The organism is Christiangramia forsetii KT0803, assembly GCF_000060345.1.
GTDB classification, from domain to species: domain Bacteria; phylum Bacteroidota; class Bacteroidia; order Flavobacteriales; family Flavobacteriaceae; genus Christiangramia; species Christiangramia forsetii.
This window is the reverse complement of record NC_008571.1, coordinates 918,477-945,455: the sequence shown is the minus strand read 5'-3', so window position 1 is coordinate 945,455 and position 26,979 is coordinate 918,477. Positions and strand designations below refer to the sequence as shown.

Below are 26,979 nucleotides of genomic sequence, written 5' to 3'. Positions count from 1 at the left end.
ATATGATTCATAAATGAATAATTCAAATGGCTGGAGAAACTAATATTTCGAATTTGATTAAAGGAATGACTCCAAAATTGAACGATGGGGAATATGTTTTTTGTACGGTGAAAAACTTAAATATAATTAACCGAGAAAGCACGATCTGTGAGTTTAAAGAAAAGGAGGGCACTACTATGGTAATTGAGAAAAGCGAAGCAGATAAGCTAAATTTAAGCTATGAATATATTGCTTCCTGGATTACTCTCATGATACATTCATCTCTTGATGCTGTTGGTTTAACAGCGTCATTCTCAACAGAATTAGCGAAAAATAATATCAGTTGCAATGTAATTGCAGGTTATTACCATGATCATATTTTCGTTGATAAAAAAGATGCTGACAAAGCAATTAAAGTATTAATAACTTTATCAGAGAATAACTAAAAAATTGTTTCCACCGTCGGTTTTGAACTAAGTGACAGCTTGGAACTTTAAGATTGCCTAAGAGCGCTAAATAAAGCGATTTACCAGGCAAAAAACATTAGCGGACTCATACATCATTCAGACAGAGGAATACAATACTGCAGCAATGTGTATATACAAAACCTTGCCCCGTCCTCAAATTAGGCTGTATAATTCTAATAATTTATAAGGCAAAATGATAAGAAGCCTTTGTCTTGATCAGGCGACTATGGATTCAAGAAAGAAGCACAAGCCTAAAAACAATGCTATAGAGACAGCTAAAACCATCGGTGCTAAAATATTAAATAAAGTGCGATAAGAATCTTACAATCAATTGGAAATTTTGTTACGAAATCATCCAATTGGATCAACACACCCTCATTGATAAAAAAAAATCAAAAGTATTCTATTTGCTACCTCAGAAATGAAATTGTATTTATCTATTATAACGGGGCAGAATCTTATTTTGCTACTAAAGTTTTTCGAAGTTACTTAAGAATCTAGTTGGGATTATAATGTAAGCTACATGGTTCTTAATACAAGAAAAAAATAATACTCCAAAGAATATTATTTATCTTGGCTTTAATCAATAACCATCAAGTCTTTTAACAATGAATAGTACGCTCCGAAATACTGCTTCTATATTCTTAGGAATCACTCTTATTTATGCCTTCAATAGTTGTAATAAAATTGAAGAGAAGGAGGAAGAAGGTTACATTGAAGTTACCGGGGGCAAAGTCTGGTATCAAATAAATGGAAAAGGAGATAAAACTCCTGTTTTATTGCTACATGGTGGGCCTGGATCATCCAGTTATGGTTTTGATCCTTATAAGAAATTGAGCAACGACCGTCCAATCATATTTTTTGACCAATTGGGAAGTGGAAGATCAGACAGAATTACTGATACTACACTTATGACGGTAGAACGATATGTAGAAGAAGTAGAGCATGTTCGAAAAGAATTGGATTTGGAAAAGTTTATTCTACATGGCCAATCCTGGGGTACCGCATTGGGTCTGGAATATTATTTAAAGTATCCAAAACATGTAGAAGGAATTATTTTTAGTAGTCCTTATTTTAGTACTAAAAGATGGATCAAGGATGCCAACGAATTGGTAAAAACCTTACCAGATTCCATTCAGTCGATCATTAGAACTAACGAAAAAAACAAAACATTCAGTAATGAAGAATATAAAGATGCAGTCGCCTTATTTTATAGTAAATTCTTAAGAAGAAAAGAACGTACACAAGCTCAAAAAGATACCGCTACTAAGTACTTTGGAACTAATGTCTATGAATATATGTGGGGGCCGAGTGAATTTACCGCAACAGGAACACTTTTGAATTATGATAGAATTGATAAACTTTCAGAAGTAGAGGTACCGGTTTTATTTATTACCGGCGAATATGATGAGGCAAGACCTTCTACGGTTAGATATTATCAAAATCTGGTTCCTAATGCTGAATTTTCAGAAATAAGTAATTCCGGGCACGCCACTTTAAACGACAATCCTGAAGAGGCACTTTCTGTAATTGAAAAGTTTCTGGAGAAAATAGATAAGATCAATAATTAATTAATCCGGTTATGGTGAAAATCTTTAAAAGAACTAATTGCGATAGCTCATATTGCTGAAATCAGACCTTAACCGGAGTAAAATTATTTATACTACTTCACTTTCTTCGGCAACCTGCTCTACTGAAGTTTTACTATTTTCCAGATGTGTAGCATTCTCTTCCTCATCACCGGTAAAATATGGGAATACATCCAGTATTGGTGACTCCGTGATCGCAGGAATTGTATAATCTCCGGTAGTACCCTGCATTGCCTGTTCAGTATTCTCAAAAGCATCTTTTACATCATTTGCCTGAACTAGCATATAAAGGTTAGATTTCCGCTCTTTTCCACTCTCATCGTCGTAACTAATTAAAGATACTTTAGATTTAAACCAACGATCGGAATTTTCAAAAGGATGTACCTCTGAAAGATTTGCCACTTTTATACCGTTTATCTTGAATTCTTCACTTGTATATGCCGCCATCTCTTCAGTGATTCGGGCTTCTGCTTCGGTATAGGAAACAGCATCTAACAAATAATTTTCTGTAACTACTTTACTTTCGCCTGTTTCATGGGTTTTTCTATATTTTACCTTGCATTCGTACCAAATTACACTCATAATTTCTATTTTTTTGGGATGCCAAATATAGATTTTAAAAATGCCTATGAGTGAAAACCTACATAGAGATATTCACAATTTAAAAGATAAATTATAGATGAATTCGGTTTATATTGGAATTCAGTTTGTTATGATTTAGTTCAATTCAGGAAGTTTCAAATTGTCAAATACCGAAGGTTTTCTCATCATGGCCTCGATCTCTTGAGCTTTCCGTGGAGCTTCCGCCGAAAGGTTTACAGGTCCATTTTCAGTAATAAGAATATCATCTTCAATTCTCACTGCTATTCCCCACCATTTTTCGTCACAATCACTACCTTCAGGAATATAAATACCGGGCTCTACTGTAATCACCATATTTGATTGGTAACTCCCTCTGGTATTGAGATCATGAACATCCAGACCTATATGATGTGAAGTCCCGTGAGGGAAGTACATATGTTGCGCATCTGGTGATGAAATAATTCCTAATTCATAGAGCCCTTGATTAATGATCTCCTGACCAGCCTTGTGAGTGTCTGATGAATTGTTGCCTACTACAGCTGCAGCGATTCCGGCTTCCTGCGCTTTATAAACCAGATCGTAAATCGCTCTTTGCTCTGTATTATACTTACCGTTTGCCGGGATAGTTCTGGTGACATCTGCAGTATATCCATGATATTCCGCTCCCAGATCCATTAAAACCAGATCCTGTTCCAATTTCGTTTTATTATTTTCAATATAGTGCAAAACACAACCATTATTGCCGGCACCCACAATAGAAGGATAACCTTCATATTCACTACCATATTTCTTATAAACATATTCATGCAGTCCCTGTACCTCAGCTTCAGACATTCCCGGATGCATTGCCTTCATCACTTCTATCTGTCCCATTGCTGAAATACGGACCGCCTTCTTCAAAAGCTTCATCTCTTCTGGTAATTTAATTTGCCGTAATTCCCCCATATAAGTCTTGAGACTTTCGGTATCAATATTCACAGTTTTAGTAGGGCCTTCCTCCTGCTTCACTTCCACTCCCAGTGATCCTCTACTATTATTCTGAATTTCATTAATATGTACCTGATTTTTAAAAGTCATTACCAGACTGGCTAGATCTGCCGGATCTCTGGAGTCGCGATAATCATTGAAAAAAGGCTTGTGTAAGACACTTTCAAATTCTGAAAAATCTATCTTATTATTTAAAAATTCCTTTCCATTATAAACGGTATTGAATCCCAAATCCTTTTTGGCTCCTTCCACTCCCAGCCGGTAACCGGTCCACATTTCTGCCTGAGGATTCCTTTCCTGAACATATAGCATTTCATCATAATCTTCACCATTATTACTTTTTTGTTCTTCTGAAAAAATCACCAAAACAGCATGTGGTTCTTTATAACCTGTGAGATAATAAAAATCTGGATCCTGATGATAAACATAGTCCACATCATTAGCTCTATTTCTAACCGGATTCGCAAAAAATACTGCTACACTGTTTGACGGCATTTTTTCTCTCAAAGCTTCCCGTCTTCCTTCATGAAATTCTGAAGAAAGATAATCCTGAGGTTTCCCGTCCTGAGCAATTACAGAATAGCTGAAAATTAAAAAATTGATGATTAATAGGTTTTTCATATTGATGAGTTTAGAACGCAAAATAATCATTTCTTATATCTAATTCGCAATATTACACACTACAAAATATAGCCGTAGAATTTCAAAAAATAAAAAAGGTGGCTATGAGACCACCTTTTTCAGTAATATAAAATTCAACAATTCTATTTTAAGTCATATCTATCCAGGTTCATCACCTTATCCCATGCTTTCACAAAATCTTTTACAAATTTAGCTTCCACATCATCGGTTCCATAAACTTCGGCTATAGCCCTAAGTTCAGAATTAGATCCAAAGATAAGATCAGCGCGGGAGCCCGTCCATTTTACATCCCCGGTTTTACGGTCGCTTCCGTCAAATTCAGTTTCAGAGTCAGAGCTGCTTTTCCAGGTCAATCCCATTTCCAGAATATTCTTAAAGAAATCGTTCGTAAGCTGTCCTGGTCGGTCTGTAAACACTCCCTTTTTTGAACCATCGTAATTTGCTCCCATTGCTCTCATACCTCCTAATAATACCGTCATTTGTGGTACTGTTAAAGTTAAAAGCTGTGCACGGTCTACCAATAGTTCTTCAGCTGAAGCAGAAACATGATCGCGGTTTCTAAAATAGTTCCTGAAACCATCTGCATTAGGCTCTAAAGGTTCAAATGCCTCGACATCGGTTTGTTCCTGAGAAGCATCAGCTCTTCCAGGGGAGAAAGGTACTTTAAGTTCATGACCGGCAGTCTTCGCTGCCTTTTCGACTCCAACACAACCGGCAAGCACAATAAGATCGGCAATAGAAACTTTTTTGCTTCCAGACTGTGATTCATTAAAATCCTGCTGAATCTTTTCTAAAGTATCAATTACTTTTCCTAGTTGTTTTGGATTATTTACTTCCCATCCATTCTGCGGTGCTAAACGAATTCTTCCTCCATTTGCACCTCCTCGTTTGTCTGATCCTCTAAAGGTTGATGCAGATCCCCAGGCAGTAGTAACAAGTTCCTGTACAGATAATCCAGTGTTTAAAATCTTATTTTTTAATGAAGCGATATCGCTATCGTTAATAATTTCGTGATCAACCTTCGGAATAGGATCCTGCCATAATAATTCCTCCTTAGGGACTTCAGGCCCCAAATATCGTTCTATTGGTCCCATATCACGATGCGTTAATTTGAACCAGGCACGTGAATAAGCATCGGCAAACTCATCTGGATTCTCATAAAAATGTCTGGAAATCTTTTCATATTCAGGATCCATTTTTAAAGAGAGATCTGTAGTCAGCATAAATGGTGCGTGTTTCTTATCAGGATCATGAGCATCTGGTACCGTACCAGCGCCTGCATTATCCTTTGGCTGCCATTGATAGGCTCCACCCGGCCCCTTTATACATTCCCAATCGTATTTAAAAAGATTATCAAAATACTTATTGCTCCATTTTGTAGGAGTATCTGTCCATGCACCTTCAATTCCGCTGGTAATAGTATCTGCTCCATTTCCTGTTCCAAAAGTATTTTTCCAGCCCAAGCCCTGAGATTCGATACCTGCAGCAGCCGGCTCTGCTTCTACATATTCTTCTGCATCTGCAGCTCCGTGCGTTTTTCCAAAGGTATGGCCCCCGGCAATGAGCGCGACAGTTTCATAGTCGTTCATTGCCATTCGCCCAAAGGTTTCACGAATATAGGAAGCTGCCTCAACAGGATCAGGGTTTCCATTATGCCCTTCCGGATTCACATAGATTAATCCCATATGAGCAGCACCTAATGGATTTTCCAGTTCTTCCCCCGCATATCGTTCATCGTTGTTCAACCATTCGGTCTCAGCTCCCCAATAAACATCTTGCGCTGGTTCCCAAACATCTTCTCTACCGCCTGCGAAACCAAACATTTTTAATCCCATAGATTCATGGGCACAATTCCCGGCAAGTACTAAGAGATCTGCCCAGGATAGGTTCTTACCATATTTTTTCTTAACGGGCCAAAGCAAAAGTCTTGCCTTATCAAGGTTTGCATTATCTGGCCAACTATTGAGTGGTGCGAAACGCTGCTGCCCTGAGCCTGCGCCTCCCCTACCGTCTCCTATACGATAGGTACCTGCACTATGCCAGGCCATTCGAATAAAGAACGGACCATAATGACCGTAATCTGCAGGCCACCAGTCCTGCGAATTTGTCATAAGATCGTATATGTCCTGCTTAACAGCATTAAGATCAAGACTTTTAAAGGCTTCTGCATAATTAAAACCATCATCCATCGGATTTATTAATGAAGAATTTTGACGTAAAATATTTAGATTTAACTGATTAGGCCACCAGTCCCTATTTGAAGTACCTTTACCTGCTGTTTTATTTAGAGCTCCACCCATAAACGGGCATTTGCTTGATTCATTAACTTCCCACACTTTGTGATTATCCTCGCTGCCCGACTTATTATTTCCCATAATTTTAGATGATTTTATTAATTAAAAATTTCGGTTAGAGCTCCAATTTACAAAAATCAACTCTATAATTTTTATCTATAATTTTTATATAATCATAGATAATTCATATGCTTTACGAGCATTCTGCAAAACTCTTCTTACTTGAGATATTGGCCTAAAAATATTTTATAATCTGAATATCAGTTTTTTACATATATTTATATGACCAAAAGTTTTCTCATAATTAACCCACATCCTGAAATTTTAAGACACTTAAAACAAACTCATATCAAATAACTGTATTACAATTAAAAACAATTAAGAAATGGCAAATTCAGAAAGTTTTTCCCACTCCGCAGTAATATTTCCAGTAAGCAATTTGGAAAATTCCATAGAGTTCTATACCCAAAAATTAGGATTTGAAAAGACCTTTGAATGGGGTAAACCAATGTATTATGCAGTTGTAAAAAAAGGCGGTGTGGGTATTCATCTTACCAAAAGATCAGATGGTGGAAGGCCATCAAAATATCATCGCGCATTGTATATTTTTGTAAACGACATTGAAAAAGTCAACAAAAATTGTAAAGATCAAAATGTGCGGATTGTAAACGATCTGGAAGAAAGGGACTATAAAATGAGAGATTTCGACATTGAAGATCCGGATGGTTTTATTATTACCTTTGGAAAAGGCGATTAATAAAAAGTTACGTTTTTTATAGATTACTTTCTTCTCAAAAAAACATAAAAATATTTATTAAAAACATTTAACGTAGGTATAATCTAGTTTTACTAAATTACTCGATATTTCAACCTACTGCTCCATGTCTATAAAAAATGAATTAAAGGCAAAATCCTTTAATCTGCTATCAACCAATTCTTCAATTTTTGAATGGCTTACTCAAGATTCCCTCTGGGGCTATTGGGTTTTGAATAATTCTCCTAGTGACCTATGGGTGAATGAAGCTTTTATTAAAAATATGGGATATCCAGTTTTGGATAATGAACATCCTGACAGAAAACTGCCGTTCCAGATACCTGATGAAACAACCAATAAAATTCAAAAATTTATTGAGAATGAAAATTCGGAATTTGAAGATATACTGATTTTTGAACAAAAATCCGGGGTTAAGATCCATTTACGTGCTTCAGGAAAAAAAATTATATCCCCTAAAGAAAATAATCTCATCATTCTTAAATTTCAGAAAACATCAGAAGAAACTGAAGCTGAAGCTGAAGAATTTTTAAGAAAGGAATTAAGAAAATATGAAAATTCGCATGCTATTTATTATGAGACCAATGAATTGGCCAAAGTAGGTGGTTGGGAAGTAGATTTAATAGAAAATAAAGTTACCTGGACCAAGGTTACTAAAGATATTCATGAAGTTAGCCAGGATTATCAGCCGCTTTTAAGTGAGGGTATTAATTTTTATAGTGAAGGATGGAGTAGAAATAAAATTACTAAGCTATTTAATGAAGCCCTAGAAAAAGGTATTCCCTTTGACGCCGAACTCAAAATTGTTACCGCTAAAAATAACGAAATTTGGGTAAGATCATTTGGAAAACCAGAATTTAAAGATGGAAAATGCATAAGGATCTATGGTGCATTTCAGGATATTAATACTGAAAAACGAATCCAGCTTGAATATGAAAGAACAAAGGAGCAATATGAAACAATCTTTAAGAATTCTGCAGTAGGAAATATTCTGGTTAAAACTTCAGGCCAGTTACTTCAGGTAAATCCCGCGACACTTAAAATTTTCGGCTTTGAAGATGCAAAACGGGAGGAGGTCATGGGATTAACCTTTAAAGACCTAATTCATCCAGATTTCTTAGATCAATCTATTACTTACCGAAGCAAATTATTGTCTGGTGAATTAGATCAATATCAATTTGAAGCTAAGTATTATAAAAAAAATGGTGAAATAGTCTGGTGCCATTCTAATTCTTCCATAATACGCTCAAATGATTATGGTGAAAGTCTTATAATTACTCAAATAGAAGATATTACCGAAAAAAAGGAATTGGAATTCAAAGCCAATGAAAATGCCAAAAGGTTTAAAACTGCCTTTGAGTATTCACCTATTGGTATGGGAGTGGTTAGTCCTGAAGGTATTTGGCAAATGGTGAATCAGAACCTGGCCGGTATATTTGGTTATACCAAAGAAGAATTTGTCAATAAGAAATCGAGTGAGTTAACTCATGCTGAAGATCTTCGAAAAGATTCAAATATGCTCAAATCTCTTCTGGAAAAGAAGATTGAAAGTTATAGTATAGAAAAGAGATTTATCCATCAAAGCGGTAAAACCATTTATGGCCTGTTAAGTGTATCTGCTGTTTCAGATGATGAAGGGAACACCCTTTATCTTATAGGCCAGGTCTCAGATCTAACCAAAAGGATTACTTCTGAAAAAGCTCTTGAGAAAAGTCTTAACGAGCTGGAAAGTTTAATGGATGCTACAACCCAGGTTTCTATAATCCAAACAGATTTAGATGGGATTGTAGCTAAATTTAATAAAGGTGCGGAGAATCTTCTGGGATATAGTGCTGACGAGGTTAAAGGCGTTTTTAATGTTAAGAATCTTCATGAAGATCATGAGATAGAACTTAGAGCGACAGAATTAAGTGAAAAATATAACCAGGAAATTAAAGGTTTTGGTGTATTTACATTTCAGGCAAGTCGTGGACATTACGATTCGAAGGAGTGGACATATATTAGAAAAGACGGCACAAAATTTACAGTACAATTAATTGTGACCCCTATAACCGATCACAATGGGAAAATAACCGGGTATCTTGGGGTTGGTTCAGATATTACGCAGCTAAAGAAAATGGAGGTTTCTCTAATTAAAGCCAAGAAAAAAGCGGAAGCGGCAAGTAAGTCTAAATCTGAATTCCTGGCGAATATGAGCCACGAAATTCGTACTCCTCTAAATGGAATTATAGGTTTTACCGATCTTTTGATGCGCTCAGAACTTGAAAATTCACAACAGAAATATATGCAGACTATTTATAACTCTGCCATTTCTTTAATGGATATTATTAACGATGTTCTTGATTTTTCAAAAATTGAAGCTGGGAAACTGGAATTAAGTGAAGAAAGAACAGATTTAATAGAGCTATGCGATCAAACGATAGATATCGTTAAACACCAGGCTCATAAAAAAGGATTGGAAGTTCTCCTTAATATTTCTCCGAAGTTACGGCGTTACGTATATGCAGATGCTGTGAGATTGAGACAAATTTTGACTAATCTTTTAGGGAATTCAGTAAAGTTCACGCATGAAGGTGAAATAGAATTAAATATCTCATCCAAAACTATTTCCGGGAATGAACATGAATTGTTATTCATTTTCTCCATAAGGGATACCGGAATTGGGATCGCGCCCCAAAATCTCAAAAAGATATTTTCTGCTTTTGATCAGGAAGATGCATCTACCACCAGGAAATATGGAGGTAGTGGACTTGGGTTGACCATCAGTAACAAGCTTTTAAATTTAATGGATAGTAAACTGGAGTTGACAAGTGTCCTTAATGAGGGAAGTACCTTTTCTTTCAAGGTTAAATTAAAAACTGATAAGGAATTTACCTATTCTTCAATCTCTCCTAAGAATATCAAAAATGTACTAATAGTTGATGACAACACTAACAATCGTATTATCCTAAAGGAAATGTTAGCGGCTAATAACATCGAATCTGTAGAATGTGCAAATGGTATTGAGGCTCTAAATGTTTTAACGAGGAATCAGGATAAATTTGACCTGGCAATCATAGATTATAACATGCCATATATGAATGGGCTTAGCCTTATAGACCAGATAAGAAACAAATTCAATAAAAATGCTGAAGAACTTCCTGTAATTTTACTCCATAGTTCTACTGAAGACGAAGAAATTATTAAAGGATGTAAGGAATTAAATGTTCATCACCATATGACCAAGCCTATCCAGATTCATACGCTATATGGAATGATAGATGCTATCGAAAAACCTACAGCAACTGGCGACCAATTAAATATTGATTCGACAACTACAGTAGACCCCTCTAAAGTTTTTAAAATTCTTATTGTGGAAGATAATCCTGTAAATAAATTTCTGGCAAATTCTATCATTAAAAAAATTCTTCCAAATGCTGAACTTTTACAAGCCGAAAATGGGCAGGAAGCAATGAACCAATTTGAGAAAAATAAACCAGACCTCATTTTTATGGATATCCAAATGCCTGTAATGGGCGGTTTTGAAGCTACTCAGGAAATCCGAAAATTAGAAGGAGAAAATTCTTACATCCCAATTATTGCTTTAACTGCCCGTGCGGTAAAAGATGAAAGAGAACGCTGTTTAAAAGCCGGTATGAATGACTATCTAACAAAGCCAGTAATACTGGAGGACATTAGAGATATGCTCTATAAATACCTCGATTTAGCTCCTATATAACAGGAACACGCTTTTAAACTATATATTAATATTTTTATTTTTCACTTTCTATTAGAAAAAAAAGCTTTTTATTTGACCTCAAATTCGTTGAGATAGCTTATCTTATTTGAGGTCTCAGAATATTCTCTTTATTTAAAAAGGAAGTTTAATATTTTTGGATTTTATAAAAAGGGCTCTTAAACCCCAAATTAACCCCTCATGAGTAACCTTAAGAAAACAGCTAAAATTTCTATCCTTCTCGTTGGAGATTCACAAGATGAAAGTCTTAATTTTATCGACATCGTGAGAAAGAAGTATTCCGATGCTGATATAAAAGTTATTGAAAACAGCTTTGAAGCTTTACAGTACTTGCAAGAGAATAAGGTACATACTTTATTGATTGAGGAAAATGCGCAACCAATGAATGCTGCGCAAATATCAGATTATCTTAGGCAGGAACTTAAATCAGATATTCCTATTTTTATTTCATCTACAGAGGATTCAGTAGAGCAAAACTATATTTCTAAACCTTATACAGAAGAATCTATTCAACCTATCTTAAACTTTACTCCTAAAGAACAGGTTTATGAGCAGCCTCTATATTCTTTAGATTACTTAAAAGAAATCTCCGGAGGGAATTCAGAATTTATAAATGATTCAATAGAAATTTTTAAATCTTCTGTAAAGCAACAACTAGCAGAGCTGGAAATTGCAAGCAAAGAGAATAACGATCAAAAAGCTTCAGAAATAGCCCACAACATAAAACCTTCTTTCGAAATGCTCGATAATAAAGAAGGGACTGAAATATGCAATAAGCTCACCTATGATTTAAAGAACCATAAACTTTCTCTGTTAGTTAAGGAACTTAAATTGATTTTTGATAAAATATTGCAACAATTACAACAAGATTTTACCCCAAAGAATATATAAATGGAAAGAATTCTAATAATTGAAGACAACCCCATGATTGTGAAGTCCCTGCAATTTAAATTAAACAGGGATGGGTATGAGGTGGTTACTGCAGAAGACGGAAGAGAAGCTATGAAAATTCTAACTGAACAGTCTTTTGATCTGATATTGACAGATCTTATGTTGCCTTTTATAACCGGCAACCAGCTAATAAAATATGTTAAGGAGAATTTACCCGGTATTCCTATTATTGTACTTTCCACTTCAAAACAGGAAAATATAATCATGGACGCATTTAATCTGGGGGTAGATGATTTTATTACCAAGCCTTTTAATCCTAATGAATTATCACTTAGGGTTAAGAGATTCCTTAAGAAAAACACCTATTCTAGCTAAGCCTCTATCTTTGGAAACACTCTTTAGAAATATTACTGAAAATGGAAATTGGGTTCTCAAAATCAACACCCTGTTTGCGATCTTCTTTTTATTGGTCACCCTGGGATTCGTTTTCGCAATCCTTTATCTTCGAATCTCTAAGATCATCAAAGATCGAAACGTTGAAAAGCAAAAAGAAGTACTCTCAAATTTTATTACGCTGTATCTTTTTGATGATAAACTTCCTTCAGAAAAAGAAATCCTTGAATTTAGAAAAGAAAATATTAAAACTTCGCTAGACGAGAAGGTTGCCATTAAAGTACTATTAGTATTTGAAGAAAATTTTAAAGGAGAAACAAATGAAAAGATCAAGGAACTCTTCTTTAAATGGGATTTGAGCAAAATTGTAGAGACCGATCTTAAAAGTGGTAAATGGTACAGGGTTGCGAGAGCCATTTATGTAGCTTCAGAACTAAATCTCAAAAGATTCCAGACAGTTATTGAAGAATTTATTGATTCAGAAAGAGACGAGTTAAGACAGCAAGCCATCTTATACTTTATCCATTTATCTCATGAAGAGCCTCTCGCCTTCTTTAGCAAAATCAAAAAACCATTAACTCTTTGGGAGCAAATATATATTGAGGAATGTTTAAAGAGTAATTATACAGGGACAGTCCCAGATTTTTCAAAATGGTTGAACAGCGAGTTAATAAGTATCAAAGTTTTTTCAATAAAAATGATTGGAGATTATAACCAATACAAAAATGTGCCTCAACTTATACCTTTTCTTAAGAGTTCTCATGAAGATTTGAAAAAAGGAGCAATACAGAGTTTAGGAAATTTAGGCTACCCCGAATTACTACCGCATCTGCATGCATCATTCCATGAAGAAACACCTGCCGTTAAAACCTTTATTTTAAATGTTGTAAGAAAAATAGGTTCCATCGATGACTTTTTAGGTTTTGAAAAATTGATTTCGGAAAAAGACTGGGTAAGCAGGCAGGTATATTTTAAACTCTGGAATAATTGGAGAAAAGAATTAGAGATTTCTACAGTATAAATAATACCTTGCAAGCAATTTTTAAACATCCGAAATAATAAGGTTTGAATATTTACCAGATTTCAGAAATTGCCAGCTGGCTATTTTTATTTTACGGAATTATTATTTGTTCGGGTTATACCATCGCCGCTATATTCTCTTTTCTGGAAATAAGGGATTATAAAAGAAAAAATAATTTCCAGGCTGAATTTGCACTACTGCAATCTTCCAGTCTTCCCAGTATCTCTATTCTTGCACCTGCGTTTAATGAAGAAGCAAATGTTGTAGAAAACGTGCGCTCTCTTCTAACACTCAATTATCCGTCCTATGAAATTGTAATTATCAATGACGGCAGCAAGGATGGTACTCTGGAGGCATTGCTGACTACTTTTGATATGCAGAAACAAGAATTTCTGTATCATCCTTTTATACCCTCTAAAGAAGTAAAAGGTGTATATAAGTCTAAAAACGAAGCCTATAAAAATTTAACTGTTATTGATAAGGAGAATGGAGGAAAAGCCGATGCATTGAATACAGGAATAAATGTTTGCGATAATGAAATTATTTGTTGCATTGATGTAGACTGTATTTTAGAAAACGATGCCTTATTAAAACTCGTAAAACCTTTTTTAAATAATACCAAGAAAGTAATCGCATCTGGCGGTATAATTAGGGTTGCCAATTCATGTGTAATTGAGGATGGCAGAATTCTGGATATAAAACTGCCTGATACATTTTTAGCACGGGCACAAATCATAGAATACTTTAGAGCTTTTCTAATGGGGAGAATGGCCTGGTCCAGGCTTGATGGACTTCTACTTATTTCGGGTGCATTTGGGATGTTTGATAAAGATACAGTGATTAAAGTTGGTGGATACAATCCAGATACGGTAGGAGAGGATATGGAGTTGCTGGTAAGAATGCGAAAAAAGATGCGGGAGAACAATATCCCTTACACCGTAGGTTTTGTTCCAAATCCACTTTGCTGGACAGAAGTTCCTCAAAACTGGAAGGTTTTGCACCGTCAACGCAACAGATGGACACGTGGTACAGCAGAAACTTTATGGCTGCACAAAAAGATGCTCTTTAATCCAAAATATGGAGTTTTAGGTATACTGAGTACTCCCTATTGGTTCTTTTTTGAATGGCTTGCTCCTTTAATTGAATTCTTAGGTTTCCTGTATTTAACCTTTCTTATAATATTTAGCGGGCTAAATTGGTGGGTATACCTTATATTCTTTATGGTAGTATACTCTTTTGCTATCTTATTTTCCATAACATCCTTGTTTTTTGAAGAGTTTTCTTTTCAGCAATACAAGAAACCTAAATATATTATACGCCTGTTGGGAACCATTTTGCTGGAACCTTTGATTTACCATCCTTTTATCATGTGGGCTTCTGTGAAAGGAAACTGGGATCTTCTAAATGGAAAAAAAAGTTGGGGAGCTATGAGTAGAACTGGTTTGAGCAGTAAAGATAAAACTTAATTTATCCTTAAGTGTTAGTTTGCATTTTGATAATTTTGTACTTTTAGTTAGTCAATTATATTAAATTATAAGCGCTTTATTTTTTGCAGAAAAATTAAATGTATATGAATTGTGTCGTTGTTGATGATGAGGAACTTCCAGGGAAAATTTTGGAACAATTAATTGGGCAAAATCCCTCTTTAAATTTGTTGAAGATTTTTAAGGACCCTATCGAGGCTTTAAAATACATCAATTCTGATGAAAAAGATATAGATATAATATTTTTGGATATTCTTATGCCAAAATTCACCGGTTTTGATCTTATCAAAGCTATAAAGTCTCCCTCACATATTATATTAATTTCTTCTGATAAAAATTATGCTTTAAAGGCTTTTGAATTTCCAAAAGTTACAGATTATTTACTTAAACCTATTCAAAAAGAAAGGTTTCTTAAAGCGATATCAAAAGTAATTGCACGTTCTAATAACCCCGGTAATATAAAAGAGGCTTCTACTTCCATTAAAGAAGATGAACTGTATATAAATACCGATAAACGTTTAATTAAAATAAATATTCCGGATATTAATTTTATTGAAGCCAAAGGGAATTTTATATATATCAAGACCTTATCAGATAATTATCTGGTTTATTCTTCCTTAAAAAAAATAGAAAGTAAACTACCCTCTTCTTCGTTCTTAAGAGTACATAGGTCCTATATTATTAATTTTCGTAAAATAATTGATATTCAGGATAATAGCATTTTGATCAATAACGAATTGATTCCGGTTAGTAGAAGGTATAAACCCCAACTATTAGATCATTTAAATCTTCTTTAAAATTAGCTGAAATTTTAAATGAAACATTTAACCGCTTATCTTCTAAATTCTACCGTTAAAATAAAAAATCTCCGGGAAAGGTTTTTCTGACATAATTTTAGTCAGAATCTGTAAGGAAAAGAAGAAAAGCTCTTTCTGACATACCCTACAAAGCTCAGCCTTACAGTTTCTTTTTAAGAATTGGAGCTTATGGAAATTGAAAAAGATAATGTGATTAAATTAATGGGTAGGTTGGACTCTACAAATGTTTCAGAAATTGAAGAACAACTGGAGGAAATCCTGGATGAGAAGGAAAGTTTGGTGATTGATCTCAACGAATTGGAAACGTTGGATATTTCAGGAATTTTTATGCTTTTTTCTTTTAAGCATAGAGCTCACAAGGAATATAAGACAATAGAATATTTATTAAACTCCTCAAAAGTTATTACAGGGAATATATTTGGCATTAATATGCCTTCTATTGTTTAATTTAAGTTTCACCTTATCGAAATAATATGGTTCAACTTTGATTGATTATTGAGTTTAAAAGTTAATTCACTATGAAATTTTGCTATAGTTGTTGTGAAGCCAGTTTTCCACAATCCTAATTACATCTGCCGCTGGAAATACAAAAAGTTCTTAATTTTTAATATTATTAGGTTACTATTAAAGTTTCTTGGCAGGACTTTAAAACAACAAAAGTGATACTCTCGTACCACTTTTTGTTCTTGTCGAGATGACAGGATTTGAACCTGCGACCCCACGCCCCCCAGGCGTATACGCTACCAGACTGCGCCACATCTCGAATTAGAATTGCAAATTAAACAGCTTTACTTCAAATTTCAAAGGAAAGTTGCAAGAAGAATTTAAGAAAAATGCTCCATAAAGTGATCTGGATGCGCACCGGTTCTAGTATTATCTTCAAGTTTATCGATACTCTCAACCTCATATTCAGTCAGTTCAAAGTCGAAAATATTAGCATTTTCAATAATTCTATCCCTATGAATACTCTTCGGAATTGTTGCAACCCCTTTCTGTAAATCCCAGCGAAGTACAATTTGCGCCTCAGATTTCCTATACTTTTCAGCAATTTTATGAATCAGCGAATTATCCAGGATTTCTCCACGCATTAATGGCGACCATGCCTGATATTGAATTTGGTTTTCAGCGCAATATTCTATTATTTCCTGTTGAATGAGTTTTGGATGAAATTCATTCTGAAGCACCATTGGCTGCACACCTCCCAAACTCCTAATTTCTTCTAGTTGATGGATTAAACAATTACTTACTCCTATAGCTCTAATCTTACCCTCTTCATAGAGTTCCTGAAGCACCTTCCAGGTTTCTAAATATTTATCGGGAACTGGCCAGTGAATCAAATATAGGTCAAGGTAGTCCATTCCTAATTTTTTCAGACTTGTTTCAAGCGCTTTCCGGGTAGTATTAGTCCCCTGATCTTCTATCCATATCTTTGAGGTAATAAAAATGTCCTCTCTTGAAATCCCGCTTTCTCGAATTGCCTTACCTACACCCTCCTCGTTTCCGTAGAATGCAGCAGTATCAATAAGCCTGTACCCCGCATTTAAAGCTTCCTTTATTGCTGAATTAATTTCTTCTCCGTTTTTAGCCTTATAAACCCCTAAACCGAGATAAGGCATGTGTATTCCGTTAGATAAAATCGTAGTCCCCAATATATCTGTAATTTCCATTAAATTTAAATTTGTAGAGTTCAAGAGTTAAGCGCATATAATTTTAAATTTGTAAAAAACTGATTACAACGATCATGTAAATAACTCTTTAGTCAATTCGAGCGCAGTCGAGAACTATTGGTCAAATACCTTTAGGTTTCGACTTCGCTCAACCTGACATTCACAGATCTAAAAAATATTTGAATATGAAACTATCTACTAACCTCTATTAATTTATTTTATAATAAATCTAAGTTATGGCTATCTTAAGGATTGATATTTATCGAATTTGCTTTTAAAAATTCTTTAACTTTTTTGAGATAGACATCCGGTCTATCTAACCAACCATAGTGACCACAATCTTCAATTTTCAGCAATTCAGAATTTGACAAAACCTCGTGGGCAAATTCAGCAATTTCAATAGGGACTACATCCTGTAATCCATGAATGATCAATACTTTATTTTGAAATTCTCTCATTTCAGGAGTTTTATCAAAGTTATTTGATCGCATATTGCCCCAGATCATGCTATTTAAATCCCGGTTTACCTCCAGTAATCTTTCAGCAACAGTATTTTCATGCTCAGTTCCGGCTAAATAAGCCTTAGCCATAAAGTAAGCTCTTTTTTTTGCTAATCGAGGGTTTCCCGGGCTAGTATGCATCATCGCTGAATAATGTACCAAACTGTCATTTTCAGCCTCGGTAAGTCTGTTCATAATACTAAAGCTGCCCACATTTCTCAAACTCATTCCCCCACTATGCGACTGGATCATAGCGTTCACTCTCTCGGGGTATTTTGCTGCGTAAGCATAGGCCAACATCCCCCCAAAAGATTGCCCCAAAACAATCCATTGTTCAAACCCTAGTTCTTGCCTTAATACTTCAATATCTTCCACCATAAGATCAATGGTCATATTGGAAGCATTTAATTCTTTCAATTTAGACTTTCCTGTTCCCCTTTGGTCATAGATGATCGTGGTATTATTTTCAGAAAGCATTTTCGCCAAAGAAGCAAAGCCGTTGCTATTCATTCCAGGTCCTCCATTGATGATAAGTACCGGAAAGCCTTTCCCAAAAGTTTGATAAGCAATTTTTCCGTCTGAATATTCAAAGATTTCCTTTTGTTGTGCTGAACTATTTTCTATCAAAAAAAAGCTCAAAAACAGGAATACTAAAGACGAAATATTAAATTGATCGATGGACATTGCTGAAGGTTTGGATGAATGGAAAAGATAACGAAAATTTCAGAATGTTATGGAGGTCAGGATTTGGAGATTTTAAATCCTTTTCTAGTCATATTCCCCCAACCCGAAGTTATATCGAACAACTTTTTATAATAACCTTTCATCTGGCCAAAGAGCAATATTGGATGATATAAAAAAGGTTCCAGATAGGCGGCCAGGAGCAATTCTACAATTTGCTTTGGTTTGGTATAATGATCAAAACTTTTAACGTACATAAAGATCGCTATGGTAGAAAAAACACACCCCACAAGATAGGCCGCGAAAAACAACAATATTGCGAAGGGCCAATTAATCCATCCTAAAATTGTAAAAGCAATAATGCATACTACCCCCATGAATTCTACAATTGGAGCTCCAAATTCAAATAAAAGCCAATAAGGATAGAATAAAAGCCCCATATTCCCATATTTTCTATTGAATAATAGATCTTTATGCAGGCTCATGGTTTCCCATAAACCACGCGCCCAGCGATCCCGTTGCATTACTAAAATTTTATAATCTGAAGGCCCTTCTGTCCAGCAAAGGGTTTCAGGTAGATAAACAACTTTATAGGGGATCTTTTTATCTTCCATGTGCTTCCTCAGCCTTATACAAAGCTCCAGGTCTTCACCAACAGTTTTTGGATTGAAACCTCCAACTTCAATAACTCTCTTTCTAGGGTACATCCCAAAAGCTCCTGAAATAAGCATAAGTCCGTTGATCTCACTCCATGCCATTCTTCCCAGTAAAAATGCCCGAATATACTCCACGACCTGGGTCATGGGAATTAACCTCGAAGGCAGTCTTAATTCAGTTAAAATACCATTTTTTATTACTGAATCGTTGGCAATTCCAATACCTCCCCCGCAACCAATAATCTCTTTATCATCTTCCTCAAGGTAAGGTCTCACCATTTTAAGAATGGCGTCCTGTTCTATAATACAATCTACATCTGTAAAGATCACTAATTCGGTATTGGCAAAATTCACACCTGCATTAATCGCATCAGCCTTCCCCCCATTATTCTTATCAATTACGGTAAGGTGGGTATATTTTGTCTTTCGGCTTCTATAAATATGCTTTACAGAAGCTGTTGGAATTGGCTGGGTAATAAAAGTCGCATCCTGCTGCTCAAGATCAAATTCATCAATAAGTTTCTGGAGAGAATCATCTTTACTACCATCGTTCACCAGAAGTAACTCATAATATGGATATTGAATAGAAAGCAGTGATTTAACGTTCTCGATAATGGTAAGCCCCTCATTATATGCAGGCGCAATTACGGTTACTGAAGGTATATCTGTAGCGCTCACAATATCTTCTGCACGTAAAAAAATTGATCGCTGTTTAGTTCTTTTTATTGATCTTCTGGCCAGGAGAATCCCTGTTAGATATAATGTTAATAAGCTCGCACCGTATCCAATAAATAAGAATACACTTATCCAGTAGATATAATAACTACCAAAAAAGCCTTCAGCACTATCCCACATTCAGTACAGATTTTGGATATTGCTGGTAATAGAATTCCTGAACTTTTTCTTTGTGTCCATTATTCCATAAAATTTCTGCTACACTAAGTTTAAGGTCTTCATTCTTACCGTATAATTGTTTCAGATAAAAGTCAAGATCAATATCTGAGTTCTCAGAAATATAATTCAACAACTGCCCTTGCTGGGTGGCGTTTGGAATATCATCGTAAAGCTTCTTTATATAAGCCATGCTAACAGAAGAAACAGCAAAAGTTTGAATACAATAGATAGCGGTTTCACGAACCTCATAATCTTCATGGTTCAAGTTATCAATAATATAATCTATCTCCCCGTGTAATAAGTATTTTCTAATGATACGCATAAGGAGTTTTTTACCAAACAGTTTTTCGGTTTTATATGCTCTATGCAACCATTTAAGTTCGGGTTTTGGATAGAGATCATACAATTTCTCAACAATTTTAATTTGTTGCCATAAGGTCATATTCCGCTGAAGATAAGGAAGAAATCTAAGACTTTCCCACCCCATAAAAACTACTAAGGCGATTTGTGCTTCCCTTCTAACATATATATTCCTGTCATTTCGGTACTTAAAAATCTCATCAAAGTATTGTGACTGATTCATCTCATAGATTTCACGAATACCTCTTGCTTTTCTGTACCAACTCCAGCTTGATATTTTTTTTATTGAAACGCCGTAAGGAGGAATCTGGGTGTACAAAGTTTGAAGTTTAGAGAAATTGCTTCCTAGAATGGTACGCTGGGTGCGAATCATGAGCCGTATCAAGAACTGGATATTATTCTTATTCTCTGGTCTGATCCCTACATTATTAAGGGTAGTTTTAATTTCATCTAAGGTAATGGGATTAGCCGGATCGTTATATAAATAACGACTTACAACATTTGCAAATGTGTTTTCTATTTTGTTCAACCTGGAAGTTCTATTACTTCTATAAATAAGGCTAACGCAAATAGATATCCAGTAAATTACCAGAACCGAAAACACAATTGCTATGAATAAAAGTATTGATGCTTCATTCATTAATAGGCTTGTATTATGGCTTCAATTTCGTCCAGATCTATAGGCACAGCATAAAATCCTGTTACATCCTGAAGGGCAAATATCTCCTGTTTTATTTTATCCTGTCCCATATTGGTTACAATAAGCAGATTTTTATGAGGGATAATTTCCTGTATTTGTGCTACAAACTGCAATGGGGCTATTCCTTCAAACAAAATATCTGTAATTATAAACTCGAAATTGATTTGTTGATCCTCAATCGTAAGTGAATCAAGTGATCTAATCGCTTTACAATCAAAACCATTTAGACGCACTAACCTTTCAAGAATTTTTAGAATAACGATATCCTCTTGAATTACCAGGACCTTCCTCATTCGAAATAATTTGTGTAGAAATATAGTAAATACATCTGAAAACCAAGTATTTTAAAGCTTTTACCAGCTTTTTAACCTCTTATATACCAGACTGAGGTAAGAAAAATCTTTCGCATAAGTGCACATTAAATACTCAACTATCATTCGGTCAGTTAAAACTTACGCAAGAATACTATAATTGGTTTTAATTATTTAAAGTTTCTCATCAATATTTTGTTAGACAAAAATTATAGCAATTTCACCCTCAATTTGCTTAAAGCTATTATATTGCAACCACTTTAGAACACTGGATTTTGAAGATTGAAAATCATCCTTAACCTACAAATTTTTAAGAGATCAATTAATGTTCTAATTGTACTAAGCCCTATTTATGAGATTAAAAATTACATTCCCCCTACTTCTAATTTTTCTTACGCTATTTTCATCTGTCTCAGTGAATGCCCAGGAAGAAGAATTCACAACCGATGAACTATTTGTGAAAGCACGAACTGCAGCATTTGATGAAGATAACTATCCAAAAGCTATAGAACTTACACTACAAGCTTTAGATAAAAGTTCTTCTTATGCCGATGTAAGGATATTTCTGGGTAGACTATATACCTGGACAGATAAAGTAGATAGCGCCCGAGTCGCTTTTGAAAGGGTTTTGGAAGAGAATCCCGGCCATCAGGATGGTTCATTAGCCTATGCCAATCTTGAATACTGGAACGATAATTCAGAAAAAGCTCTGAAGATCGTTAATAACGGAATAGAAAAAAATCCTAAAGCCGAAGACCTTCTTTTATTAAAAGCTAAAATATTGAAAGACCTGGAACAATATTCTGAGGCGACCAATACTCTCAATAAATTATTAAGAATAAATCCAAAATTACCTGAAGCAAGATCACTTGGTGAATCTATTCGTAATGTTTCTGCTAGAAATCAAATTGGAGTGGATTACGAATTTGTTAATTTTGAAAATCGCTTTGATGATCCTTGGCACCTTGCCAGTGTTGATTATTCCAGAAGTACAAAAATAGGTTCCATTATAGGTAGACTCAATTATGCTAACAGATTCGCATCAAATGGTACACAAATCGTAGTTGATGCCTATCCCAGTATTTCAGATACTTTTTATGCCTACCTGAGTGGGGGAATATCAAGTAGCGGCAGTATTTTTCCTGAGTATCGTGTAGGTGCATCATTATACGCCAACCTTCCGGCATCTTTTGAAGGCGAAGTAGGTTTTAGAATGCTTAGTTTTGATGAGCAGACCTGGATCTATACAGCTTCAGTTGGAAAATATATCAGTAATTTCTGGTTAAACGCCAGAACGTATCTAACGCCAGGTGATGATAATGTTTCTCATTCCTATTCTTTAAATGTGCGGTATTATATTGCCGGAGCCGATGATTATTTGAGTTTTGGAGTAGGTACAGGTATTTCTCCTGACGATAATACGAACAACATTTTGATTCAGGATCCCTATAAATTAAAATCCAGTAATATTTCAGTAGGTTATCGTATGTCTGTAAATAGCACGAATGTATTTTTTATTAATGCTGAACTCGAAGATCAGGAGTATGCTCCTGAAACTCGGGGTAATCAGTTTTCTATTGGCATAGGCTATTTCAAAAAATTCTAAAATGAGAAAAAAAATCTCTTTGGGAATCCTCATTTTGGTTCTTAGTATCCCCCTAATTATGTGGGTAATCTGGTTGGCAACTCCAAATACAAAACTGGTTATAGCTATTGTAGACAAAACTGTTCTAACATCTGAAGGGCAGGAACATATTTCTCTAAATTGGGTACTCAACCATGAAAAATACACTAAGACTTCAGAAAAACCTTATAAGGTAAGTCATGACTATTTTGGTTTTTTTCCTGAAGACAACGAAAAATTTAAACTAAAAGGTCTTGAGCGATTTTCATTTTCAAAATTAAGTCAGTTAAGTAACGATGCCGATTTGGCTTATTTTACTGATACCTACGGAATTTATAATAATGAGTGGTTTCAGGAGGGAGATGACAAAGAGCGATCTGGTATTCTCTACGGCGGTTTAAGTGACAAGGATATACAGTTACTCAAATTAATGAAAGAGAAGGGTAAACTGGTTATTACTGAATTTAATACCATTGGGTCACCAACCGCTTATGAAAACAGAACCCGTTTTGAAAAAATGTTTAAAGTAAGATGGACGGGATGGACTGCAAGATATTTTGATAACCTCAACCCCAGGGAAAATAAAGAAATCCCTAAATGGCTCATCAGGAATTATAAAAATTCACATAAGGGTCGTTGGCCATTTAAAAGTTCAGGAATTGCATTTGTGAATAATAAGGACCAGGTAGTGATTCTTGAAAATGGTACTCATCTCAATAACTCGATGCCTCATATTGAGACAAATGAAAAATTTCAGAATACATACGAACTTCCAGAAAGGATAAAATATCCATTTTGGTTTGATATTATCACACCAGATAAAAAGGTTAATTCTGTAGTATCCAGTTTTAAGATCGATGCAAATAACAAAGGGCTGGAAGAACTAAAGAAATTTAATATTCCTTCAGAATTTCCCGCGGTTACTGAGCATATTGACAGCGATTATAACTTCTTCTATTTTTCAGGGGATTTCGCAGACAACCCCGTTGGAATGAATAGTTCTTACTTTAGCGGTATTGGCTATTTTAAAGGACTTTTCTATGATGAAAGGAATACCATGGAAAGAAGCAGCTTTTTCTGGAATTATTACAAGCCTTTACTTACAACCATTTTACAGCAATATTCTGAAAAAGGTATAAACTAGTTAATCGTATATTTTTCAATAATAGAATCCGGTAAAATTCTCTTACCATTCACGATCTCTGAATTCTTTCTTCTGAACTGATTAAATCCATTCCTGATTTCTTCTACTTTAGCAGGGTCTTTAACGATCTCTTCTTTGAATTCACGGGTTAAATGATACAGGTCATCTCCATTTAAATGATATTCCCCCATTACAAAATCAATTAGATCTGTTTTAGTCTGCATTAAAGGAATTTGATGAATATTCTGAAAATTCCTGGTCGTATCCAGCCCCCGGCCCACGAAACTGTTTATTTTAGGAGACTTTACTTTATAATTATTTTCCAAAAATGAGATTAAACTCGGTGCAATATCAAAATGGGAAGAAACAGATTCAAATTCTGCAGGCCGGTTTATCATAGGCGAATAAATAAGTAAGGGTACGTGATAACGATCAATTTTTGAAGCCATGGGTATCTCCGGAATCCTATGATCCCCGGTTATGATGAAAATTGTATTTTCAAAATCGTCCCTCTTTTTATAAGTCTCTATAAAATCTTTAATCGCGTCATCTGCAAAAAGGACACTGGTATATTGCCTGGTGTAATTTCTATAGTCACTTTTTTTCCCTTCACTAAAACCAAACTCAGTCATTCTATTCTCAAATTTTTGAGTATACTTTTCAGTTTCATCAATGAGAAAAGGATCATGGGTGCTAACGGTAAGTAACACGTCTAATCTGGGTTGATTATCTTCCCCTGATTTAGTATTTAAATAGTACCTGAACAATTCCTTATCGCCATAACCCCATGTAAACCCAGAATTGGAAGCCGGTATCTTTTTATAGGAAGACGGGAAATCATTTTCATCAATAATTTGGTCTATCCTGTTCTTTTTTAAGTACATGTCCATTTTATCAAATTCAGAATTTCCTCCATAATAAAAGGATGTTCTATAGCCATTCTTTTTAAGAAGATTCAGAAGGGAAATTTGATTTGGCATTTTATCTTTCATCTCCAGAAAACCATTTTCTGAAAATGGCAAAGAACCAAGCAGTGAAGGTAGCACGGCAAAGGTACGACCGCCATTACTTAAGAAATTTGACCAGTAAAGACTTTCTGTAGAAAGAGAATCCAGGTATGGTGTAAAGTTGCCTAAATAAGCACCGCGATTCGTGAAGGCCCTTCCCAGTCCTTCCACAAGGATAATTACGATATTTGGTGCCTTTTCCTGTGTGTCGAAAAATGGAGAAAGCACATCACTCTTCAATTCCTTATGCAAAAATGGGTAATCTGGATCATCCAGATATTCTATAGGCTCTGCATTGGCATATTTTGAAAAGAATTCCCCCAGGTAACTTTCAGCATAAATATCGGTTTCATAAAGATCTGGATCAAGGTAAGCGTACGTTTCAGAAAAGAAATGCTGGGATTTATTCTTAATTAAATTTGTTTCAAAATCTGAATTTAAGTCCGCAGTAATTAACTTTTCAGAAGCTCCAAAAAGTATGAATACAACTGAAAATAATACTAATACAGAAGGAAATATAATCCCAAAATTAAGTTTTTTAGGCAGATAGAATAGCGAAGCAACCAAACCTGTTACCACAACGATGAATATAAGTACTGGAGTTAAGCTCAAGGTACCTGAAGCACCAACTGTCTGCATTATTTCATCGGTTGAATACCCGAAAATATCACTTCCCAGCATTAAAAGCGTGGTGTTAAAGTAAAAAACAAGACCAAGTTGCCCCAGGAAAAATACAATGCTAAATATTATAAATGAAAATCTGGCAATCTGTTTACTTAGTAAATATAAAATGGAAAAAATAAGATAAGCAGGTAAAAGCCAGGTGAAAAAGAACTTTAGATCTTCAAGGCAACTCCACAAAAAAAGATCTGAAAATCCATTTTCGACCGTATGATTTGCTATTCCCAGGCTTACCTCTACTCCACTGAGTATAAACAGGAAAATAAGAAAAATTAAGGCAAAGCCTGTGAATGCAGTAGTAGCTCTTCTAATATTATATAGGAATATACTGTTTACAGAATTGGTTTTAGATTTCATGGGTTACAGATATGAGGCTTATCTTTCTTTAATTCAAACTAAAGTGGTGCAAAAGAATGAAAAATAATTGATTATTTGGAAAACAGGGAATTATCCATTCAAGAAATAAGTGAATTCTGATTTTAATACAGCCTGATTATTCCTCATCATCAAATATTTCCTCGATCTTCAATTTGAAAAGTCTGGAAAATCTAAATGCCAATGGTAAACTGGGATCAAATTTACCTTTTTCGATCGCATTGATGGTTTGCCTGGAAACCCCTGTTTCATCTGCCAGTTGTGCCTGGGTCATATTATATTCGGCACGCAGTACTTTGAGTCTGTTTTTCATTTGTAACGTGCATTTCCAATTAATACCGCCCCAAAATAACTTAAACCTATTAGAATAATGAGGAAAGAGATCTCAGCATCTTGAGAAATAATATTGGTAGTATCTAGCATGGAATAGCTAATTCCACCAACTAATGCAACTCCAAGGGCTATTCCCATAGCATCCATCTGGATTTTTCTTTGAAGCTCATCCAGCGCCATTAAATACCTGATATTAGAACGAATCATTCCAATTCCGGAAATCGTAGAGACCAAAATTGCGATAATTGTTGCTATCGTATTATAGTCCCAAATAAATTTTGCTCCAAACGTCACTACCGCCACACTAATAGTCCATATACCTGTCCAAATAGCCAGATCTCTAATCTTAGCTTTTCGTTGTTCACAATGACTTTCTTTAGCTCTCATAAGT

25 protein-coding genes and 1 tRNA gene are annotated in these 26,979 nt (G+C 35.0%); 14 read left to right on the top strand and 12 right to left on the bottom strand.

Annotation, left to right across the window (positions count from 1 at the left end):
- The first annotated feature begins 26 nt into the window (after positions 1 to 26).
- The 4 genes from GFO_RS04065 to GFO_RS04060 all read left to right on the top strand — a co-directional run bounded on the left by GFO_RS04065 (position 27) and on the right by GFO_RS04060 (position 2,017).
- Positions 27 to 425 carry an ACT domain-containing protein gene (locus GFO_RS04065; RefSeq protein WP_011708765.1) on the top strand — a complete coding sequence of 133 codons (399 nt, stop codon included), beginning with the start codon at positions 27 to 29 and terminating at the stop codon, positions 423 to 425.
- A 214-nt stretch (positions 426 to 639) separates the two neighbouring features.
- Positions 640 to 762: a DUF4256 domain-containing protein gene (locus GFO_RS18110; protein ID WP_148264590.1), complete on the top strand. Its 123-nt coding sequence runs from the start codon at positions 640 to 642 to the stop codon at positions 760 to 762.
- A complete protein-coding gene (locus tag GFO_RS18105; RefSeq protein WP_083830795.1) occupies positions 759 to 947 on the top strand; it encodes a DUF4256 domain-containing protein in 189 nt (62 codons plus the stop codon). Before GFO_RS18110 ends, GFO_RS18105 begins: the two co-directional genes overlap by 4 nt.
- Before the next feature lie 107 nt (positions 948 to 1,054).
- Positions 1,055 to 2,017 (top strand): proline iminopeptidase-family hydrolase, encoded by a 963-nt coding sequence (locus GFO_RS04060; RefSeq protein ID WP_011708764.1) that lies wholly within the window; start codon positions 1,055 to 1,057, stop codon positions 2,015 to 2,017.
- An 87-nt stretch (positions 2,018 to 2,104) separates the two neighbouring features.
- Here the strand turns inward: GFO_RS04060 and GFO_RS04055 are convergent, their stop codons facing one another.
- The 3 genes from GFO_RS04055 to katG all read right to left on the bottom strand — a co-directional run bounded on the left by GFO_RS04055 (position 2,105) and on the right by katG (position 6,621).
- A complete protein-coding gene (locus GFO_RS04055) occupies positions 2,105 to 2,617 on the bottom strand; it encodes a DUF4494 domain-containing protein (protein WP_011708763.1) in 513 nt (170 codons plus the stop codon).
- A gap of 135 nt (positions 2,618 to 2,752) precedes the next feature.
- On the bottom strand, positions 2,753 to 4,225 hold the full coding sequence (locus GFO_RS04050) for an aminopeptidase P N-terminal domain-containing protein (RefSeq protein WP_041250001.1): 1,473 nt from the start codon (positions 4,223 to 4,225) through the stop codon (positions 2,753 to 2,755).
- Between the two features lie 143 nt (positions 4,226 to 4,368).
- Positions 4,369 to 6,621 carry a catalase/peroxidase HPI gene (gene katG / locus GFO_RS04045; protein ID WP_011708761.1) on the bottom strand — a complete coding sequence of 751 codons (2,253 nt, stop codon included), beginning with the start codon at positions 6,619 to 6,621 and terminating at the stop codon, positions 4,369 to 4,371.
- A gap of 304 nt (positions 6,622 to 6,925) precedes the next feature.
- Between katG and GFO_RS04040 the strand changes: the two genes are divergently transcribed.
- From GFO_RS04040 to GFO_RS04005, 8 genes are all read left to right on the top strand, one after another.
- Entirely contained in the window at positions 6,926 to 7,297 is a 372-nt protein-coding gene (locus GFO_RS04040) for a VOC family protein (protein ID WP_011708760.1), read from the top strand.
- A gap of 124 nt (positions 7,298 to 7,421) precedes the next feature.
- Positions 7,422 to 11,030 (top strand): PAS domain-containing hybrid sensor histidine kinase/response regulator, encoded by a 3,609-nt coding sequence (locus GFO_RS04035; protein ID WP_011708759.1) that lies wholly within the window; start codon positions 7,422 to 7,424, stop codon positions 11,028 to 11,030.
- A 198-nt stretch (positions 11,031 to 11,228) separates the two neighbouring features.
- On the top strand, positions 11,229 to 11,939 hold the full coding sequence (locus GFO_RS04030; RefSeq protein ID WP_011708758.1) for an Hpt domain-containing protein: 711 nt from the start codon (positions 11,229 to 11,231) through the stop codon (positions 11,937 to 11,939).
- Positions 11,940 to 12,314 carry a response regulator transcription factor gene (locus tag GFO_RS04025; RefSeq protein WP_011708757.1) on the top strand — a complete coding sequence of 125 codons (375 nt, stop codon included), beginning with the start codon at positions 11,940 to 11,942 and terminating at the stop codon, positions 12,312 to 12,314.
- Between the two features lie 10 nt (positions 12,315 to 12,324).
- Positions 12,325 to 13,353: a HEAT repeat domain-containing protein gene (locus GFO_RS04020; RefSeq protein ID WP_041250000.1), complete on the top strand. Its 1,029-nt coding sequence runs from the start codon at positions 12,325 to 12,327 to the stop codon at positions 13,351 to 13,353.
- Between the two features lie 44 nt (positions 13,354 to 13,397).
- On the top strand, positions 13,398 to 14,819 hold the full coding sequence (locus GFO_RS04015; protein ID WP_011708755.1) for a glycosyltransferase family 2 protein: 1,422 nt from the start codon (positions 13,398 to 13,400) through the stop codon (positions 14,817 to 14,819).
- A 104-nt stretch (positions 14,820 to 14,923) separates the two neighbouring features.
- Positions 14,924 to 15,634 carry a LytR/AlgR family response regulator transcription factor gene (locus GFO_RS04010; RefSeq protein WP_041249999.1) on the top strand — a complete coding sequence of 237 codons (711 nt, stop codon included), beginning with the start codon at positions 14,924 to 14,926 and terminating at the stop codon, positions 15,632 to 15,634.
- A gap of 189 nt (positions 15,635 to 15,823) precedes the next feature.
- Complete coding sequence (locus tag GFO_RS04005; RefSeq protein ID WP_011708753.1) at positions 15,824 to 16,102, top strand: STAS domain-containing protein; 279 nt, start codon at positions 15,824 to 15,826, stop codon at positions 16,100 to 16,102.
- 242 nt (positions 16,103 to 16,344) lie between these two features.
- On the opposite strand, the gene GFO_RS04000 is transcribed toward GFO_RS04005, so the two are convergent.
- The 6 genes from GFO_RS04000 to GFO_RS03975 form a co-directional block, all read right to left on the bottom strand.
- Positions 16,345 to 16,418 (bottom strand) — tRNA-Pro (locus tag GFO_RS04000).
- A 61-nt stretch (positions 16,419 to 16,479) separates the two neighbouring features.
- The gene (locus GFO_RS03995) at positions 16,480 to 17,322 is read right to left on the bottom strand and encodes an aldo/keto reductase (protein ID WP_011708752.1); all 843 of its coding nucleotides are present in this window, start codon (positions 17,320 to 17,322) and stop codon (positions 16,480 to 16,482) included.
- A gap of 245 nt (positions 17,323 to 17,567) precedes the next feature.
- Positions 17,568 to 18,506: an alpha/beta fold hydrolase gene (locus GFO_RS03990; protein ID WP_011708751.1), complete on the bottom strand. Its 939-nt coding sequence runs from the start codon at positions 18,504 to 18,506 to the stop codon at positions 17,568 to 17,570.
- Between the two features lie 56 nt (positions 18,507 to 18,562).
- Positions 18,563 to 20,014: a glycosyltransferase family 2 protein gene (locus tag GFO_RS03985; RefSeq protein WP_011708750.1), complete on the bottom strand. Its 1,452-nt coding sequence runs from the start codon at positions 20,012 to 20,014 to the stop codon at positions 18,563 to 18,565.
- Entirely contained in the window at positions 20,004 to 21,053 is a 1,050-nt protein-coding gene (locus GFO_RS03980; protein ID WP_011708749.1) for a hypothetical protein, read from the bottom strand. The genes GFO_RS03985 and GFO_RS03980 overlap by 11 nt, the downstream gene beginning before the upstream one ends.
- Complete coding sequence (locus GFO_RS03975; RefSeq protein ID WP_011708748.1) at positions 21,053 to 21,406, bottom strand: DNA-binding transcriptional response regulator; 354 nt, start codon at positions 21,404 to 21,406, stop codon at positions 21,053 to 21,055. The genes GFO_RS03980 and GFO_RS03975 overlap by 1 nt, the downstream gene beginning before the upstream one ends.
- Positions 21,407 to 21,776: 370 nt before the next feature.
- On the opposite strand from GFO_RS03975, the gene GFO_RS03970 reads away from it, so the two are divergent.
- Together GFO_RS03970 and GFO_RS03965 are read left to right on the top strand one after the other, a co-directional pair.
- Positions 21,777 to 23,030 (top strand): YaiO family outer membrane beta-barrel protein, encoded by a 1,254-nt coding sequence (locus tag GFO_RS03970; RefSeq protein ID WP_011708747.1) that lies wholly within the window; start codon positions 21,777 to 21,779, stop codon positions 23,028 to 23,030.
- 1 nt (position 23,031) lies between these two features.
- Positions 23,032 to 24,192 (top strand): hypothetical protein, encoded by a 1,161-nt coding sequence (locus GFO_RS03965; protein ID WP_011708746.1) that lies wholly within the window; start codon positions 23,032 to 23,034, stop codon positions 24,190 to 24,192.
- Here GFO_RS03965 and GFO_RS03960 read toward each other — a convergent pair.
- The 3 genes from GFO_RS03960 to GFO_RS03950 form a co-directional block, all read right to left on the bottom strand.
- Entirely contained in the window at positions 24,189 to 26,237 is a 2,049-nt protein-coding gene (locus GFO_RS03960; protein WP_011708745.1) for an LTA synthase family protein, read from the bottom strand. The genes GFO_RS03965 and GFO_RS03960 overlap by 4 nt on opposite strands.
- Before the next feature lie 136 nt (positions 26,238 to 26,373).
- Positions 26,374 to 26,568, bottom strand: a complete 195-nt coding sequence (locus GFO_RS03955) for a helix-turn-helix transcriptional regulator (protein ID WP_011708744.1) — start codon at positions 26,566 to 26,568, stop codon at positions 26,374 to 26,376.
- Positions 26,565 to 26,975 carry a hypothetical protein gene (locus GFO_RS03950; RefSeq protein WP_011708743.1) on the bottom strand — a complete coding sequence of 137 codons (411 nt, stop codon included), beginning with the start codon at positions 26,973 to 26,975 and terminating at the stop codon, positions 26,565 to 26,567. Before GFO_RS03950 ends, GFO_RS03955 begins: the two co-directional genes overlap by 4 nt.
- Between the last annotated feature and the right edge of the window lie 4 nt (positions 26,976 to 26,979).